The 17,218-nt window shown below is 53.1% G+C and carries 11 protein-coding genes and 1 pseudogene; all 12 read left to right on the forward strand.

What is annotated here, in order from left to right; all coding sequences use genetic code 11:
- Positions 1-156: 156 nt before the first annotated feature.
- On the forward strand, positions 157-1,695 hold the full coding sequence (locus GSF01_RS06070) for a glycoside hydrolase family 28 protein (protein ID WP_159882138.1): 1,539 nt from the start codon (positions 157-159) through the stop codon (positions 1,693-1,695).
- Between the two features lie 238 nt (positions 1,696-1,933).
- Complete coding sequence (locus tag GSF01_RS06075) at positions 1,934-4,192, forward strand: helix-turn-helix domain-containing protein (protein WP_159882139.1); 2,259 nt, start codon at positions 1,934-1,936, stop codon at positions 4,190-4,192.
- 222 nt (positions 4,193-4,414) lie between these two features.
- Positions 4,415-6,007 (forward strand): glycoside hydrolase family 43 protein, encoded by a 1,593-nt coding sequence (locus tag GSF01_RS06080; protein WP_159882140.1) that lies wholly within the window; start codon positions 4,415-4,417, stop codon positions 6,005-6,007.
- A gap of 170 nt (positions 6,008-6,177) precedes the next feature.
- A complete protein-coding gene (locus GSF01_RS06085) occupies positions 6,178-7,128 on the forward strand; it encodes an ABC transporter permease (RefSeq protein WP_407945744.1) in 951 nt (316 codons plus the stop codon).
- Between the two features lie 21 nt (positions 7,129-7,149).
- On the forward strand, positions 7,150-8,028 hold the full coding sequence (locus GSF01_RS06090; RefSeq protein WP_159882141.1) for a carbohydrate ABC transporter permease: 879 nt from the start codon (positions 7,150-7,152) through the stop codon (positions 8,026-8,028).
- 25 nt (positions 8,029-8,053) lie between these two features.
- On the forward strand, positions 8,054-9,568 hold the full coding sequence (locus GSF01_RS06095) for an extracellular solute-binding protein (protein ID WP_159882142.1): 1,515 nt from the start codon (positions 8,054-8,056) through the stop codon (positions 9,566-9,568).
- Between the two features lie 85 nt (positions 9,569-9,653).
- Positions 9,654-10,619: pseudogene (locus GSF01_RS06100) on the forward strand (sugar phosphate isomerase/epimerase family protein).
- 1 nt (position 10,620) lies between these two features.
- Positions 10,621-11,598 (forward strand): glycoside hydrolase family 43 protein, encoded by a 978-nt coding sequence (locus GSF01_RS06105; protein ID WP_159882143.1) that lies wholly within the window; start codon positions 10,621-10,623, stop codon positions 11,596-11,598.
- Positions 11,599-11,617: 19 nt separating this feature from the next.
- Positions 11,618-13,114: an extracellular solute-binding protein gene (locus GSF01_RS06110; RefSeq protein WP_159882144.1), complete on the forward strand. Its 1,497-nt coding sequence runs from the start codon at positions 11,618-11,620 to the stop codon at positions 13,112-13,114.
- 265 nt (positions 13,115-13,379) lie between these two features.
- Positions 13,380-15,035, forward strand: a complete 1,656-nt coding sequence (locus tag GSF01_RS06115) for an extracellular solute-binding protein (protein ID WP_159882145.1) — start codon at positions 13,380-13,382, stop codon at positions 15,033-15,035.
- Positions 15,036-15,238: 203 nt separating this feature from the next.
- Entirely contained in the window at positions 15,239-16,240 is a 1,002-nt protein-coding gene (locus tag GSF01_RS06120) for an ABC transporter permease (RefSeq protein ID WP_328803649.1), read from the forward strand.
- 15 nt (positions 16,241-16,255) lie between these two features.
- Positions 16,256-17,134: a carbohydrate ABC transporter permease gene (locus GSF01_RS06125; protein ID WP_159882146.1), complete on the forward strand. Its 879-nt coding sequence runs from the start codon at positions 16,256-16,258 to the stop codon at positions 17,132-17,134.
- Positions 17,135-17,218 lie beyond the last annotated feature (84 nt).

The following is a 17,218-nucleotide window of genomic DNA, read 5'->3' on the forward strand; positions in this document are numbered from 1 at the left end:
CGCAATGATCCTTGGGGGCAGCTCTTTATGCGTCGTTATCGGAACGAAGAAGTTCAAGAAATCGAGGGTTTCGACCATCATATGCCCTAATGATTGTATACGGAAATTCCGCATTCCCTTAAGGTAGAGGAGAAGATCAGAAGGAGATGACAGATCATGAACACTTATAATATTCGGGATTTTGGTGCCGTGGGTGATGGGATTACAAAAGATACCGCAAGTATACAAGCAGCCATCGACCGCTGCTCGGAGACAGGCGGGGGGACGGTTATTGTTCCTCAGGGGCAGTTTCTCTCCGGCACGATCATGCTGAAGTCGGATGTCAACCTGCATCTGTCTGCGAATGGACGGATCATCAGCAGCATGGAAGAGCAGGACTTCGATCCGCTCCAGGGCGGCGGACGCTGTGGTCTGCTGTCGGCACGGGGCGCGGATCGGATAGCCGTGACGGGCATGGGGACGATCGACGGGCAAGGCCCGCGGTTTGTGGAGGAAGACAACGGCATCGGCGACCATGTGCTGCTTCCGCTCTTCGAATTCCGTCCCAAGCTGATTGATCTGGAAGGGTGCAAGGACGTCATTTTCCGGGATGTTACGCTGTATCAGGCTTCCTCCTGGTGCCTGCATATGACCGGCTGCAACCGGGTTAACATTCAGGGTATCAAGATCATCGGACAACTGCGGGGCCCTAATAATGACGGCATCGATCCGGACAGCTGCAAGGACGTGCATATCTCCGATTGCCATATCGAAGCCGGTGATGATTGCATCGTGTTGAAGACGACGGAGCATGGGGCCAGGCATTATGGAACCTGTGAGAATATTACGGTAACGAACTGTACGCTGATCTCCCGTTCAACAGCACTCAAGATTGGAACAGAGACGCATGCGGACATCCGTAATGTTGTGTTTCAGAACTGCGTTATTCGCTATACGAACCGCGGGATGGGGGTCTGGGCAAGGGACGGAGGGACGATCGAGAACATATTATTCTCCAACATCGTCGTCGAAACAAGGCTATTCAGCGATGAGCTGGAGCAGACGCGCAAGCGGAAGTGGTGGGGCAAGGGCGAGCCGATCTTTGTTTCGGTGGACCGGCGTACCCCGGATGTGTTTCCCGGAAAAATCCGCAATATCCGCTTCAATCATATTTTGGCCGACTCGGAGAATGCGATTTATCTGGAGGGGACGGAGGACAGCATGCTGGAAGGCATCGCAATCCGCAACCTGAAGGTTACGATGCGAGACAAAAGCGGGTATCCCGGTGGCGTTTTCGACCCCAATCCGTCGGCGCGTCGCGTTTACCACCATACGATTCCCGCCGTGTTCTGCCGCTATGGGAAGCAGATCTCGCTGGAAGACGTCGAGGTAGGCTGGAGCGGACAGCCGAACCGGCACTGGGAAAATGCGCTGTACGGCGTCCATCTCGATGAGCTGTCTCTGAAGGGCTTCCGTGGAGGTCCGGCGAAAAAGGGGTTGAACGCTATCGAGCTGAAGGATGTACGGAGCTTGTCGGTGGAAGGCTGCAAGGCGGTATCCGATACCGATGCCTTCTTATCTCTGGATAATGTGGACGCCAGCCAGTTGTTCATCGTGGGCAATGACTTTTCGAAGGCCCGGGAGGCTGTCCGGTTCGCGGAAGATGCTCCGCCGGTCTACTTCGCGGCATCGAACAAGCTTCCTGAGCTACCTTAAACTGCGCATGCTGCCTTTGATGCCGTCTGATAAGCAAACCAACAAGCTGCGCCGGTCCCTTGGTGATGAAGGGACCGGCGCAGCTTGTTGGCTAAGCGAGGCGGCTTGGCTTAAGCTTTAGAGAGTTTAATCAGAATCCTGAGCAAGTTCTGCCCTAGTGATTATCGAATCGGTTTGAATGGTAAATTGCTTTTCATTATAATAAGGGCATTCGTTTGATTCATCACAAGGGGGAACTATGTGGAGATCGAAGTATCTAAGAAGACTTACCGTATTTTGTCTGATTCTTGTTACCATACCGGTTATCTCACTGGGGATTCTTTCCTATATGAAAGCACGCGGGATTATCGAAGAGAAGGTTATTCAAGGACAAGTGCAGGTGCTCAACCAGACAAGATTAAAGGTAGAGCAGTTGCTGCAAACCATCGATAATTCCATGATTCAATTTACGATCAGCCCGATCGTCAGCCAAAGTATTCGCGCAAATCTCGCGGCCCGTGATTTTCAGAAAATCAATGATCTGACCGAAGGGCTGCACAAGCTTCAGACTTATGATGTAGGCATGAAAAATGTTAGGCTGTCCAGCCTGGAGGGCCGCTGGTCGCTGGATAACAACGCCTTCGCTCCTTTATCGGAGGAAGGCTTGAAAATGCTTACACAAATTGCCAGCACTCATGAAACCTCCATGTGGGTAACCGACGTGGAGTCTCGGGATGTCAGGCTCGTCAAAAAACTGCCGATTAATGCCGTAAATAATCCGGCCGGCATACTGGAGGTTACGGTCCCGGATTCTCGGCTGCAGAAACTGGTTCCTGACATGACGGTGGAATCCATGACGTTGATTCTAGACGGGCAATATCGCCTTCTGACGCATGATACGAGCAACCCGACTTTTTCGCAGGATACGATTGAAGGGGTTATCGGCCATCTGAAGACGCTGGATGCCAAAGAGGGATACACGACGGTGCAGCTTAATCACGTGACGGTCGGGATCGCTTACAGCCACTCCGACTACAACGGCTGGAACTATATATCGCTCGTATCCATCGAGCTGATTACGAAGGATTCACGGGCGATTGGGTTTTACACGATACTCATATGCTCCGTTATTTTTGTTCTGCTGCTTGTCATATTGTTGTTCGGCTCGCACAGCATGTATAAGCCGATCCGCCAGGTGATCGAGATCGGACTGGGTCGCCCGATGGACGAGATGAAGAACCTGCAGGCCGAGGATGAATTTCAGGTGATCGGGGAACATATCCGGACACTCAAGCTGTCCCAAACGAAGCTGCTTGAACAAATTCAAGGCCAGACCCGCAAGCTCAAGGAGTTTTTCATCCGGAAGCTGCTTCTTGGCGAACTGGGCACCCGGGAAATTCAGGAGCGGGTCAGCCAGTATTATGACGGTATGGACATCGACTCCTACTTCGTTCTTACCGTTCAGATCGATACGCTGGCCGAAACCCGCTTTAAGGAATCCGATCGTGATCTGCTGATGTTTGCCGTCAATAATATCGTTTCGGATCTAATATCACCTAACCGTCGCCTGGATCCCGTAGTACTGGGTGGCAATCAGGTGACGCTGCTCAAGATGACGGCCGATACGCCCGAAGAAGCGAAGAACGAAGTTTACCTGGCGGCTGAAACGATTCAGGCGACAGTCCGCAGCTTGCTTGAGCTGAAGGTAAGTGTCGGGATCAGCCGCTTGAGCTCGAGCCTGGCCGCCGCGGAACAAGCTTACCGGGAAAGTCTGGGGGCGCTGAAATACCGTATCCGGTTTGGAGAAGAAACGATTCTTCATATGGAGGATGTTCTTCCCAACAGTCGTGTCCAGATGATATTTCCGGAATGGATCGAGAAGCAAATGATCGACGCGCTGATGGTGCCAGATCTGGAGAAGGCCGGTCAGCTGCTTCATGAATTTCTAAATATGACGCTGAAAGAAAATATGCACCATCAGGAATATCAAATGATACTGTTCCGTCTGCTGGCCGACCTGCTCCGTGAGCTGCAGAATGTCGACGAGGCGCTGCCTGCATTGGCCGACGGGGATCGTGAGCTCTTCCAGCAGCTTCTCGATCTGAAAACGGCAGCCGAGATCGAGCAATGGTTTATGAAGACGGTGCTAAAACCGATGGTAACGCTCATGAGCCGGAAGTGGGAAGCGCGCAACCGCAACATTTCCGAGCAAATGAAAGATATTATTCATCATGAGTTCGAGTCTGATCTGACGCTGGACGTGTGCGCCGGTAAGCTTAACTATCATCCCAATTACCTCAAAACTGTTTTCCGCAAAGAAACGGGGACGAACTTCAGCGATTATGTGTCGCAATACAGATTGACCCAAGCGAAAAAGTGGCTGATCGAAACGGATATGAAAATATCAGAGATTGCCGAACGACTGCGCTATCAAAACTCGCAAAACTTTATTCGTTATTTCCGCAAGCTGGAGGATATGACACCCGGCGAATACCGGAAAAAATATCGATCTTCCTAGCCCCGGCCCCGCCGGGGTCTTTTTTTGTTGGCGGGGCGGATAGAGATCTGCTCTGATGATTACCAGGTCTGCCGCAGTGATTATTGAGCTGATAAGAGAGCACGTTCTGCCGGACGGATTATGTTCTAGAAGGTTACAGCCCCTTATAGTTAGGTTGAGGCGAGCAAGACATGACCATGCGGACAGTCAGCGCCAGGAACTTTAGCCATAGGAGGGATAGAGATGAGCGGTACAGGTAAAGCGATATGGACGGCGGATATGCAAGACGGCACTTATCGGAATCCGATTTTGCACGCGGACTATGCTGATCCTGATGTGATTCGGGTAGGCTCCGATTTCTATATGATTTCTTCGAGCTTTTCACACACTCCCGGACTTCCCCTGCTGCACTCTAAGGATTTGATCAACTGGACGATACTCGGCCATGTGATCGACCGGCTGGATTTGCCCGGCTTCGACAAGCCCCGACACGGCGAGGGGGTTTGGGCTCCGAGCATCAGGCATCATGACGGGAAGTTCTGGGTATTTTTTGCGACACCCGATGAAGGCATCTTTATGTGTACTTCGGAGGATGCACGGGGTCCTTGGACTAGCCCGCATCTGGTCCGAAAGGTTAAAGGATGGATCGATCCTTGTCCGTTCTGGGATGAGGATGGCCGAGCCTATCTGATCCATGCGTTCGCGCACAGCCGCTGCGGCATCAAGGATAAGCTTCAATTGATCGAGATGTCGCCTGACGGCAGAGAGCTCCTAGGAGACGGCGTCATCGTATTTGACGGGGAAGAGCGGCATCCGACGATCGAAGGGCCCAAGCTGTACAAGCGCAGAGGCTACTACTACATCTTTGCCCCAGCGGGCGGAGTTGTGCCCGGTTGGCAGACCGTTCTGCGCTCAAGAGATATATGGGGTCCCTATGAGGACAGGATCGTGCTTCATCAGGGCGATACAGAGGTTAACGGGCCTCATCAAGGGGGCTGGATCGAGCTGCTATCAGGCGAGTCCTGGTTCCTGCACTTCCAGGATAGGGACGCTTACGGGCGGATTATTCATCTGCAGCCGATGCATTGGTCGGATGACTGGCCGGTTATGGGCGTCGATCGCAACATGGACGGGATCGGTGAGCCGGTCAAGCGGTGGAACAAACCGGATGTCGGCCGAACGTATCCCATTCAGACGCCTGCCGCATCCGATGACTTTAGCGCTCCCATCTTGGGCTTGCAGTGGCAATGGCAGGCTAATCCTGATTCGCGGTGGTACTCGCTCAGCGAACGGCCCGGCAATCTGAGACTGTACGCCTTGTCGCTGCCGGAGGGAGCCGGGACGTTATACGATGCACCCCAGCTGCTGCTGCAGAAGCTGTCCGCACCTCAGCTGCAGGCGACGGCTTCGCTGAGATTTTTCCCCGAGGAGGATGGGGATCAGACTGGTTTGATCGTGTTCGGGATCAGGTATACCTATCTGGCTGTTACTTTTTGCGGCCAACGCCTTCGTATGTCTCTCGTGCAAGGCACCCCCGAAGAAGGGAACCGGGTAGAGCGGGAGGTATGGGCTGTGGATCTGGACGTGCAGCCGAGAGGAGCTTCGGTTGAGTCCATTCAGCTTCGTGTCACGATCACAGGTGAAGCCAGCTGCCGATTCAGCTACAGCTTAGACGGATCAGTTTGGCGGCAGGCGGGAGGGAAGGTACAGGCCAGCGCCGGCCGATGGGTAGGGGCAAAGATCGGACTGTTCGCGGTTAATCGGAACAGGACTCGGAGTTCGGGCCACGCCGATATTGGCAAATATCAGGTCGAAGAGCTTCCCTCCGGATTGTAGGTGCTTCCCAAATGATTATTATTCGGCTTGTTTACGCTTGAGGAGGCATCTGTCAGCATCTGACGTCCAGAACATGCCGGGCGGATTGTAGACGGTAATCTGGGAAGCGGATAAGTTGGTAGCAGGACACAGGACGGTCCATATACCTAAAGAACGAAGGAGTGAGGGCAGTGCAAACCGCAACAGTAGGAAAGAATCGGCAGGCGACCTCAGCATGGACGACGTTTGCACGCCGATTTAACAAGCATCGTTGGCTTTATCTGATGCTGACGCCGGGATTGCTATTTTTCCTAGTATATAAGTACATCCCTATGTGGGGGGTGCTAATTGCTTTTCAGGATTATCAGCCCTATCTCGGCATTGCGAACAGCAAGTGGGTCGGACTTAAGCATTTTCAAGCATTTATGGGCGACGATTCCTTCTGGATGCTGCTCCGGAATACGTTCGTGTTGGCGGTGTACAATATTGTTTTCTTCTTTCCGCTACCGATTGTCATTTCGCTGATGCTTAACGAGGTGCGCAAGGAAGTGTACAAGCGGTTCATCCAAACGCTTATCTACATTCCGCATTTCGTATCATGGGTTGTCGTTGTGGGTATCAGCTTTTTGTTCTTCAACACGCCCGGCGGCATCGTCAGCAACATGATGGTGAGCTGGGGCAAGGAGCCCGTGAACTTCCTGCTAAGCGAGGAATGGTTCCGCACGATGATCACATCTCAGGTGATGTGGAAGGAAACGGGTTGGGGAACGATCATATTCCTCGCCGCGCTTGCTGGCGTAGATCCCGGGTTGTATGAAGCCGCGCGGATCGATGGAGCCAATCGCTGGAGGCAGCTATGGCATATTACGCTTCCGGCTATCCGCAGTACGATTATTATTTTGCTTATTTTGCGGCTGGGGCATTTTCTCGATACGGGCTTTGAACAAATATTTCTCATGATCAACCCGATGAACCGGGAGGTTGGCGAGGTGTTCGACACCTACGTCTATACGACTGGGATCACGCAGGGCAAGTTCAGTTACAGTACCGCAGTAGGCTTGTTCAAATCATCGGTAGGTCTAGTGCTTGTCGTAGGCGCCAACTATTTATCCAAAAAGTTCGGTGAAGAAGGGATTTATTAATTTGGAAAGGAGGGGCTGCACGTGGTTGATAAAGGCTTATCGAACCGACTGCTGGACGGGCTTAATTACGCGCTTCTGGGACTGGTCGCGCTGGCTTGCGTCCTGCCGTTCATTTATATACTGGCTGCCTCGGTGACCGCTCCCGAAGAGTTGCTGCGGCGAGGGTTTATCCTGTTTCCGACCAAGTTTTCACTGGAAGGTTACCGATACATTTTCTCGACCAAGATCATTATGACCTCTTTGGGCGTTTCTGTGTTCGTCACTGTAGCAGGGACACTGGTTAACTTGTTCTTTACGGCCCTGATGGCGTACCCGCTTGCACAGAAAGACTTAATGGGCAACAAGCTGTTTATGCGCCTCATCGTTTTCTCCATGCTGTTCAGCGGCGGGATGATTCCGACATTTATGATCGTCAAATGGACCGGGCTGCTTGACAGCTTAGCTGCCGTCATCGTTCCGGGCTTGATCAGCGCCTTTAACTTGATTATCATGCGTAACTTTTTCCAGCAGCTGCCGGACGGGCTGGAGGAGGCGGCACGGATCGACGGCTGCAGCGACTTCGGGATCTTATTCCGAATTGTCATTCCTCTCTCCTCGCCAGTGCTCGCTTCCATGGCACTGTTCTACGCTGTCGGACACTGGAACTCCTACTTTAGCGCTGTTCTTTACATCAACGAATCCTCGCTGTGGCCGGTACAGGTGTGGCTGCGGCAGATCGTAATATTATCACAAGGAGGGATTGGCGACTCCACGACGTTTGAAGAGGGGTATGTCGCACCGCCTGCCGAAACGATCAAGATGGCGGTTATCGTCGCTTCCTCTCTGCCGATTCTAATTGTTTACCCTTTTCTGCAGAAGCATTTTGCGAAGGGCGCTTTGCTCGGTTCCGTTAAAGGCTAACTCAACTTTCAAAGGGGGAAATACTATGTCAATTCAAGGAAACCGCAAGTTCAAACTCATCACTTCCGTATTGTGCATCACCTGCTTGTCCGCAACAGTGCTCGCAGCTTGCGCTTCGAAGGACACGACACCCGCTGCCACAGGAAACGGCCAAGCGGGAGAAGCCGCACAGAAGCCGCTCGAGCTCTCGGTTATGGTCATTCAGCAGGCGGCAGAGCCACCCAAGGCAGACAATCCGGCTATCCTGAAGATCCAGGAATATACGAATACTAAGCTGGATTTCACCTTCGTTCCTGCAGCCGCCTACGATGATAAAGTAAGCGCAACTCTGGCTTCGGGCAAGATGCCGGATGTCATCCTAATGCGGAGGAATAAAGATTCCGCCATGCTGAACGCACAATTATCCGGGGCGTTCTGGGACTTGACCCCTTTCCTGGGTGACACGAAAAACATAAGCAAAATGAGCGAGGCCGCGCAAAAGAATGCCAAGGTGGACGGCAAGCTGTACGGGATCCCGCGCGAACGGACGCTGGCCCGTTATGGGATGATATTCCGCAAGGACTGGCTGGATAATCTCGGCCTGCAGGTGCCAAAAACGACTGAAGATATTTACAATATAGCTAAGGCATTTACCTTGAATGATCCGGATAAAAATGGGAAAAACGACACCTTCGGCATTCAAGAGGATGCATCCATGGAGCTGCTCAAGCAGCTGACCATTTATAGCGGCGGACCGAACGCCTGGGGACTGAAGGATGGCAAGGTTACCCCGGACTTTATGTTTCCTGAATTCAAACCGGCCCTCGATTTGTACAAGAAGATGGTCAGCGAGAAGATTATCAGCCCGGATTTCCCGATTGCCAAAAAGTACGATTACTTTAATCAAGGCAAAGCAGGTATGTACTTCTCCGTCATCGATGACGGGGGCACCCGGCATAACGATCTGCCTAAGCTTGATCCCAAAGCGGTGGTTGATGTCGCACAAAACTTCGACGGTCCAAAGGGACAGCATGTCCGCGGCACGTTTGGTTATGATTCGTTGATTGCGATTCCGAAGCAAAGCGTCAAGTCGGAGGATAAGGTCAAGCAGATCATCGCCTTCCTGGATAAGCTTGCCGATAAGCCGATGCAGGATGTATTTGCATGGGGTATCGAGGGCGTCGATTATACGGTTGAAAATGGCTTGGCCAAGAAAAAGGACGGCGCCTTGCTGGCTGCCGATGCCTGGAACCTGAGATGGGATGGAGGCACATCCGATATTAAGGGCTCGATCAAGCCTGTCGAAGACAAGATCCAGAAGCTGTTTGCGGACAACAAGAAGCTGGCAGTAGTCGACTTGAGCGCTTCCCTGATCTCGGAGACGAACACGCAGAAAGGTGCGGATTTGAAGAAAGCGATCACCGATGCGCAAACGAAGTACGTGCTTGGCGAACTCGATGAAAAAGGTTGGAGCGATGCGGTGGACAAGTGGCAGAAGAACGGCGGCGATAAAATTATCGAGGAATTCACCGCCTACTACAATAAAAACGCGGCCAAGTAAACGCTTGGCTTGACACAACAAGGAATCCGCCGTCCAAATCGGCGGATTCCTTGTTTTTACAACGACTGAGGAGGTTCTGCTAAGGATGGATATGGGCGACTATTCTTTCTCCACTTGCTGGAATGTAAAGAAACATCAGATAGGACGGGAGATGATCGAGGAAATCAAGGAGCTGGGCTTCCGGTTTGTCGAGCTGAACTATAACGTAACCGATGAGCTATTGAAAACGATCGAGCCGATGATCGAAAAGGGAAAGATCGGTATCTCTAGTGTTCACAATGTGTTCCCCTTCATAGACGACCCCGACTACGATACGGATTCGGTCATGCTCGGCTTCGAGGATGAGATGAAACGCAGCCGCGCGGTCGAACTGTAGCTTCGCTCCATGGAGTATGCGCACAGGTACGGAGCCAAGGCCGTCGTCGTGCATCCCGGCGAGGTGCCGTTCCCTTATAACATCGATAAGCGCCTCAAGGAGCTATACCATGAATACGGCCGTGATTCGGAGGCGTACGGTGTGCTGTGGAGAGAAATGCTCAAGAGGAGGGAGGCTCTTGCTCCCTATTATCTGGCCAGAATTCAGCAAAGTCTGGAGGAAGCAAGCGAGATTGCCGCCCGTAAGGGTTGGTCGGTGATCATCGGAATCGAGACACGCTCCCGCTGTTACCAGATGCCGACACTGCTGGAAGCAAAAATGCTCTGCGATAGTCTGAGGGGCAGCCAGGTTCGCCTTTGGTATGACATCGGCCATGCAAAGATGATGGAACGGATGGGCTTGTATCCGAATGAAGCCCAGCTTTCCGAGCTGCTGCCTTACATCTATGGCGTGCACATTCACGAAACGCTCGGGCTATCGGATCATTGGTGCCCATACGTGCACAGTGGAGACCCGAAGGAATTTGACCCGTTTCTGGCTGCCATCGCTGCGGCTGAAGTGAAGGTCTACGAGTTGAAAGCCCGCTGCGAGCCCGAATCGATCCGGGAGAGTCACAGTTTAATTACGACAAGATTGCAGCAGCTTACTAATAAAAACGCTCAAAGGAGTGGCTAAGATGACAAACCTTCCTTCCGATTCATCCTTGACGCCTGCCAAGTACCAAAACCCGCTTGTTCTTCAAAGAGCCGATCCATGGGTATACAAGCACACGGACGGCTGGTATTACTTTACGGGAACTGTCCCGGATTTCGACTTGATCGAGCTCCGCAGGGCCCGGACAATCCAGGATATCGGTAGAGCTGAGCCGCTTGCAATCTGGCACAGGCACCAGGAAGGTGAGATGAGCGCCAAAATCTGGGCGCCGGAAATACATTTTATCGCCGGAAAGTGGTATATTTATTTCGCAGCCGGTCGTATAAACGCGTCCTTCGCGCACAGAACATACGTGCTGGAGAATGAAGCGGCCAATCCGCTTGAGGGAAGATGGGAAGAGAGGGGGAAGGTCGTCATGAACTGGGAATCCTTTACACTTGACGCCACTTCATTCGAGCATCATGGAATCCGGTATTTGGTGTGGGCGCAGCACGATCCCTCTATCCCGGGCAATTCCAATCTGTATATCGCCGAAATGGAGAATCCGTGGACGATCCGTGGTCGGCAAGTGATGATATCGAAGCCGGAGTATGAGTGGGAGAAAGTTGGATATCTGGTAAACGAAGGTCCGGCCGTCATGATCCGCAATGGGCGGGTGTTTTTGACTTACTCCGCGAGCGCGACGGATCACCATTATTGCATGGGGCTGCTGTCCGCACCGGTTGACAGCAACCTTCTGGATGCAGGCTCCTGGACCAAAAGTTCGTTTCCGGTCTTTCGTACTAGTGAGGAAACGGGGCAATACGGTCCGGGCCATAACTGCTTTACGGTATCGGAGGACGGTACACGCGATGTCATGGTTTATCATGCGCGCAACCATAAGGAGCTCCAAGGAAGTTCGCTGCAGGATCCGAATCGTCATGCCCGTGCCCAGGCGATAGACTGGACAATCGGAGGGTGGCCGGATTTCGGTCAGCCTGTAGCTGACACACCCGAGTAACATCAACAGGAGGTTTATCATGCACTCACGTTTAGTCAACCGTTGTCTGTCCAAGCTTTCTTCTCTGCCGATTGGTTTCTGCATCGGCGCCGTACTGCTGAGCGGATGCGGGGATTCGGAGGTTCCACCACCAGTCAGTTCCATACATCCGAAGCTGTCGGTGATGATGATCCAATTTGGTGCCGACACGCCGGAACCGGATTCTCCTGTCCAGACAAGCATCGAAGCATATACGGGACTGACGCTTGATATGACGTGGGTGCCTGCTACCTCCTATGACGATAAAGTGAGTGCGACGCTTGCTTCAGGCAAGCTGCCAGAGGTGATGCTGCTCCGGCGCAACAAGGAGCAGGCGAGCCTGAATGCCCAGCAATCCGGGCTGTTCTGGAATCTCGCCCCATTCTTGGAGGATACCGTTCATCTGAAGCATATGAGTAGAACAGCGCTAGATAACGCTATGATCGACGGTAAGCTGTACGGTATTCCCCGGGAGCGCGTTATTGCGAGGTATGGCATCATTTTCCGGAAAGATTGGTTGGACCGTCTCGGGCTTGCGGTTCCCGCAAGTGTAGAAGATATTTATAATACGGCTAAAGCGATAACGGAGCGCGACCCGGACGGCAATGGTCAACCCGATACATTCGGCATCGAGGAAAGTAAGAGCCTAGAATCGCTCAAGCAGCTTGCGGTCTACCTGGGCGCGCCGAATGGCTGGGGATGGGAGGAAGGGAAGCTTCAGCCCGACTTTCTGCATCCTGCCTATAAACAGGCCTTGGATCTGATGCGCAGGATGTATAGCGAGAAGCTGATCAACCCGGATTTCCCGATTGCGCCGAAGTACAGCTATTTCAATCAAGGCAAAGCCGGGATGTATTTCTCCGTGCTCGGCGACGCCGTCAGCAAGACAGATACGAAAAAGCTTAATCCCGATGCGGTTGAGGTCATTGATGTTGTGCAGAATATCAATGGCCCGCTCGGACAGCGGGTGCGAGCGACGAATGGGTACGATTCGCTGCTGGTTATTCCGAAAGCAGGCGCAGCCTCGGAGCAGGAGGTTCGCCGCATCATTCAATTTTTCGATAAGCTGGGCGACCCGCCGATGCAGGACTTGCTGAACTGGGGGCTCGAAGGCATCGATTACGTCATGGAGAACGGAACTCCCCGGAAACTACCTGGAACGATTGGAGCTGGAGACTACTGGAGCTTCAAGTGGGATGATCCGGTGGCTGGGATGCAGGGAATCAAGACTCAGCTTGAGGAAAAAGTAGATCGCTTGGCGGCTCAGAACGAAGTATTGGCTATTCCCGATCTGAGCGCTCCGTTGATTTCTGCAACCAACTACGATGTGGGCAAGGAGCTTGATACCGGCTTGTATAATGCGAAGGTAAATTATATTCTTGGCGTTCTCGACGAGGAGGGCTGGAACGAAGCGATTAGCTCGTGGAGGCAGAACGGTGGCGACCGGATGATGGACGAGCTTACCGCAGCGTATAGGAAGACCGTCCAACTGAAATAGAAGAAGAGTAAGCGAGGATCGCAAGCTATCCGGCCAACGTGGCCGGTCGCGGGCGGTCTCTTTGGCATTTCAATCAAAAACCCTTGTTGGAGCGCACTTTTTCTATTCGGTTCATCGCTGACTTTCGGTTAGTCGGGCCTATTTGGCCAATCGGTTAGCCCTGTGAAACATGTAAATTGCCGGGAATCGCGACCCTGGGGTATAGTGCAATCAGGAAGGCGAGCAGCACAACAACGAGTACGATAAACGAGGGGAGCTTGAACGAATGAACAACAAGAGAAGAAATCGGATGACGGCGGGTGTAACGGCGCTGGCTATGACGGGTGTCCTGATCGCGGGCTGCAGCGCCAATCAGCCGCCTGCTTCCTCCAAGGCTGAGGGCGATAAAGGGGCGGCGCCGGAGAAGCGGGGAAGTATCACCGTCTCCATGTATGAGCGTAATAATATTCCGCCTGAGGAAGGGAACTGGGATAAAAACCGCTGGACCGAGTGGGTGAACAAAAACGGGCCGGTCGATGTGAAGTATATAACGGTGCCCCGCTGGGAATCGCTGCAGAAATTCAATGCCCTGTTCGCGACGAACTCTGCGCCCGACCTGATCCTGGAGTACGATACCGGCTACCGAAACCAATGGTACGCACAAAAGCTGCTCATGCCGCTGGACGATGTGATCGAAACGCACAGCACCACGTATAAAGATTTAATGAAGCAATTTCCGCAATTGAAGAAGCTTGGCACCAAGGACGACGGCAAGGTATACGAGATCGGCAAGGTAACGCCGCTGATGGCCGGACACCGCATCTACATCCGGGAGGATTGGCTGCAGAAGCTGAATCTGCAAATGCCGAAAACGACGGAAGAGCTGCTGGAGGTAGCGAAGGCATTCGCGTCGAAGGACCCGGACGGCAACGGCAAAGCAGACACCTTCGGGCTGAACCTGAGCGGGAACGGACCTTCGATCCTGCAGCATATGTTTGGCTTCGGGGAGGTGCAGTGGCGCTTTGAAGGGGACAAATTTATACATGAGTGGGATCGAATAACGGCTGCCGTCGCGTTCCAGAAGCAATTATTCGATGCAGGGGTAGCTGACAAGGATTTTCTCGCTGATAAGAATGGAGAGAAAGCCAAGCAGGATTTCCTCTCTGGTAAGCTCGGCATGTATCTGCATCAGGAAATAGTCGACAAGGATTATGATGCGTTGAAGAAAAACAACCCGAATGCGAAGCTCGCGATCCTGACGCTGCCGAAATCCGAATTCGGACAGTTCAGTCCAGTCGTCAGCAGTCCGATCCAGATGGTCGGGGCGATCAACGCAGGAGCGAAGGATCCGAAGGCGGTCATGCAATATATTGACTTCATGATTAAGCCGGAGACGGCGCGTACGCTGGAGAGCGGCGAAGAGGGCGTCCATTGGAGCAAGAATGAAGCGGGCTGCCCGAAACCGCTGGATGCCGAGAAAAACAAAAAAGAGATTTCCTACACCTCCGATCTGCGGATGATGTCTTCGGTGCTCCTGCTGGGCAAATGCTCATTTACCGAGCAGCGCTCGCAGGAGACGGAAACGCAGAAAACGCTGCGGGATCTGGCTTTGCAGGCCAATGAGGCTTATGTGAGCAAGGAGCGTCCGATCCCAACCTTGAAGCCGGAATATTTGCCCGTGCTGCCTCAGGATCTCGCGCTGGTTGTGAAAAACACCGATCAGCAAATAAAGGATGTATGGATGAAATCGATTGTCAGCGGCAGCAGCTATACCGCCGAGCAAGCAGAGAAGGACGCCAAGAGTATCTGGGAGAAGTCGGGCGGTCTGAAGGTCGATGAATTCTATACGAAGTGGTATGAAACGAACAAGGCGAATGCGTTCCTGCTGAAGGATCTGTATCAGTTCGGAGAAGATGCCGTCAAGCTGTACTCCACCAAATAAGCCGAAGTAGCGGCTGCATGAGCCGGCGAGGGCATCATGGAAGGGAACTACAGTCGGCGTTCATGCTAAGGATGTGCATATAAGCAGGTAACGGGGCGGGTCCGTTCGATTGCCGAACGGACCTTCTTCTGTAAAGAGAAGGTACGGCGAGTCCATGCGCCTCGATTACATCGACTGGACGCTGAAACGAATAGGGGGATGCCATGATGAAAACGCCTGAAACGGTATCCGGAGAAACTAACGGGCGCTTGGCAGGCAAGCCCAGCAGGCAAGCAAGGCACGCCGGAGCCGGAACCGCTCTGCGGACTCATAGTCGCAGCCGGTTCCGGCGCAATGTTCCGCTGCTGCTGATGTTTATTCCGGTTATCGTCTTTTTTATATTGTTTCGCTACGTGCCGATGCTGGGCAATGTCATTGCCTTCAAGCATTACAACCTGATGCAGGGCATCTGGGGAAGTCCGTGGGCCGGACTCGATTATTTCCGGATGATGTTCTCCAACCCGCAGTCCATCGCTATCATCCGCAATACATTTATGCTGAGCCTGCTCAAGATCGTGATCGGTTTCCCGTTTCCGATTCTGGTTGCGGTGATGCTCAATGAAGTACGCAAAGCCTGGTTCAAGCGCTCGGTGCAGACGCTGCTTTATTTGCCTCATTTCTTCTCCTGGGTCATCGTCGGAGGGATCGTGGTTACGCTGTTCGGTTCGCAGGCCGGCGCAGTGAACACGATCATCGAATATTTCGGCGGCGAGCCGGTCCGCTTCCTGTATCAGACGAGCTCCTGGCTCGCGATTTTCTTCGGCTCGGGCATCTGGAAGGAAGCCGGCTTCTCGGCCATTATCTATCTGGCGGCGATCAGCTCGATCGATCCGTCGCTGTACGAAGCGGCGAGCATCGACGGAGCAAGCAAGATCAAGCAGATCGGATATGTTACTCTGCCGGGGATTCTGCCGGTGATGACGCTCATGCTTATTCTCTCGATGGGCAGTGTGATGGAGGTCGGCTTCGATCAGGTATACAACCTGCAGAATGCCGTGGTGTCGGATGTGTCGAGCGTCATTAGCACGTATATTTACACGGTCGGGATACAGGGAGGCTTGTACAGCATGACGACGGCTATGGGGCTGTTCGAGGCTGTGATCGGTCTCGTGCTGGTAGTGGGCGCGAATCGGCTCGCCAAGCTGTTCGACCAATCCTTATGGTAAGGGAGGAGGACGGTCATGAAGTTGTCGCGCAGTGAAAAATGGTTTTATGCGGCCAACTACGTGCTTTTAGGTATCGCCGGCATGAGCTGTCTGCTTCCTCTGCTGAATCTGGCAGCGATCTCGCTGAGCGAATACGAGGCCGTCGCAGCGGGAAAAGTGGGCATCTGGCCGGTCGGCTTTTCGCTTGACTCTTACAAGATGCTGATCGACGGGACGCCGATTGTCCGCACGTTCCGCAACAGTCTGGTCATTACCGGCTTCGGGGTCGTGTTCAGCATGCTGTTTACGATTCTGGCCGCTTATCCGCTGTCCAAGGGCTATTTCTACGCCCGACGGTTCTTCACCTTGGGCATCGTGTTCACGATGCTGTTCGGCATCCAGGCGATTCCGGCCTTCCTCGTCAATCGGGGACTCGGCATCGTCGATACGTACTGGGCGTTGTGGCTGCCGGGACTGGTCAGCGCATACAATATGCTCGTGCTGAAATCGTTCTTCGAGCAAATTCCCGAGGAGATGAATGAAGCGGCCCAAATCGACGGCTGCAGCGAATGGCGGCTCCTCTGGCAGATTGTGCTGCCGTTGTCCATGCCGGTGCTGGCTACGCTGACGCTGTTCTACGGCGTAGGCTACTGGAACTCATTCCAGAGCGTGTTGATCAACATTAATGATTCCTCCAAATTCAATCTGGCCGTACTGGTTCAGAATATGGTGGCGAACCAGTCGCTCCTGCAAAGCCTGAACAACGTTCAGCTGGAGGAGGCGGAGCAGATGCTGACGCCGGAATCGATCCGCTCTGCGGGTATTATGGTCATGCTGTTCCCCCTGCTTGCGGTATATCCTTTCCTGCAGAAGTATTTTGTGAAGGGCGTGCTGATCGGAGCCGTGAAGGGATAAAGGCGGACACTGGGCACAAGCGTCAACGCGGATAAGGAAAGGGGGTGATGACGCTCTGCATGCGAGCAGAGGCTGGTGTAATCA

The sequence above is a fragment of the Paenibacillus puerhi genome (assembly GCF_009846885.1).
Classification (GTDB): Bacteria; Bacillota; Bacilli; order Paenibacillales; family NBRC-103111; genus Paenibacillus_G; species Paenibacillus_G puerhi.

Coding starts and splice junctions, on each gene's coding strand:
- GSF01_RS06080 (WP_159882140.1), top strand. CDS start 4,415: ATGAGCGGTACAGGTAAAGCGATATGGACGGCGGATATGCAAGACGGC.
- GSF01_RS06105 (WP_159882143.1), top strand. CDS start 10,621: ATGACAAACCTTCCTTCCGATTCATCCTTGACGCCTGCCAAGTACCAA.
- GSF01_RS06115 (WP_159882145.1), top strand. CDS start 13,380: ATGAACAACAAGAGAAGAAATCGGATGACGGCGGGTGTAACGGCGCTG.
- GSF01_RS06095 (WP_159882142.1), top strand. CDS start 8,054: ATGTCAATTCAAGGAAACCGCAAGTTCAAACTCATCACTTCCGTATTG.
- GSF01_RS06125 (WP_159882146.1), top strand. CDS start 16,256: ATGAAGTTGTCGCGCAGTGAAAAATGGTTTTATGCGGCCAACTACGTG.
- GSF01_RS06110 (WP_159882144.1), top strand. CDS start 11,618: ATGCACTCACGTTTAGTCAACCGTTGTCTGTCCAAGCTTTCTTCTCTG.
- GSF01_RS06075 (WP_159882139.1), top strand. CDS start 1,934: ATGTGGAGATCGAAGTATCTAAGAAGACTTACCGTATTTTGTCTGATT.
- GSF01_RS06120 (WP_328803649.1), top strand. CDS start 15,239: ATGATGAAAACGCCTGAAACGGTATCCGGAGAAACTAACGGGCGCTTG.
- GSF01_RS06070 (WP_159882138.1), top strand. CDS start 157: ATGAACACTTATAATATTCGGGATTTTGGTGCCGTGGGTGATGGGATT.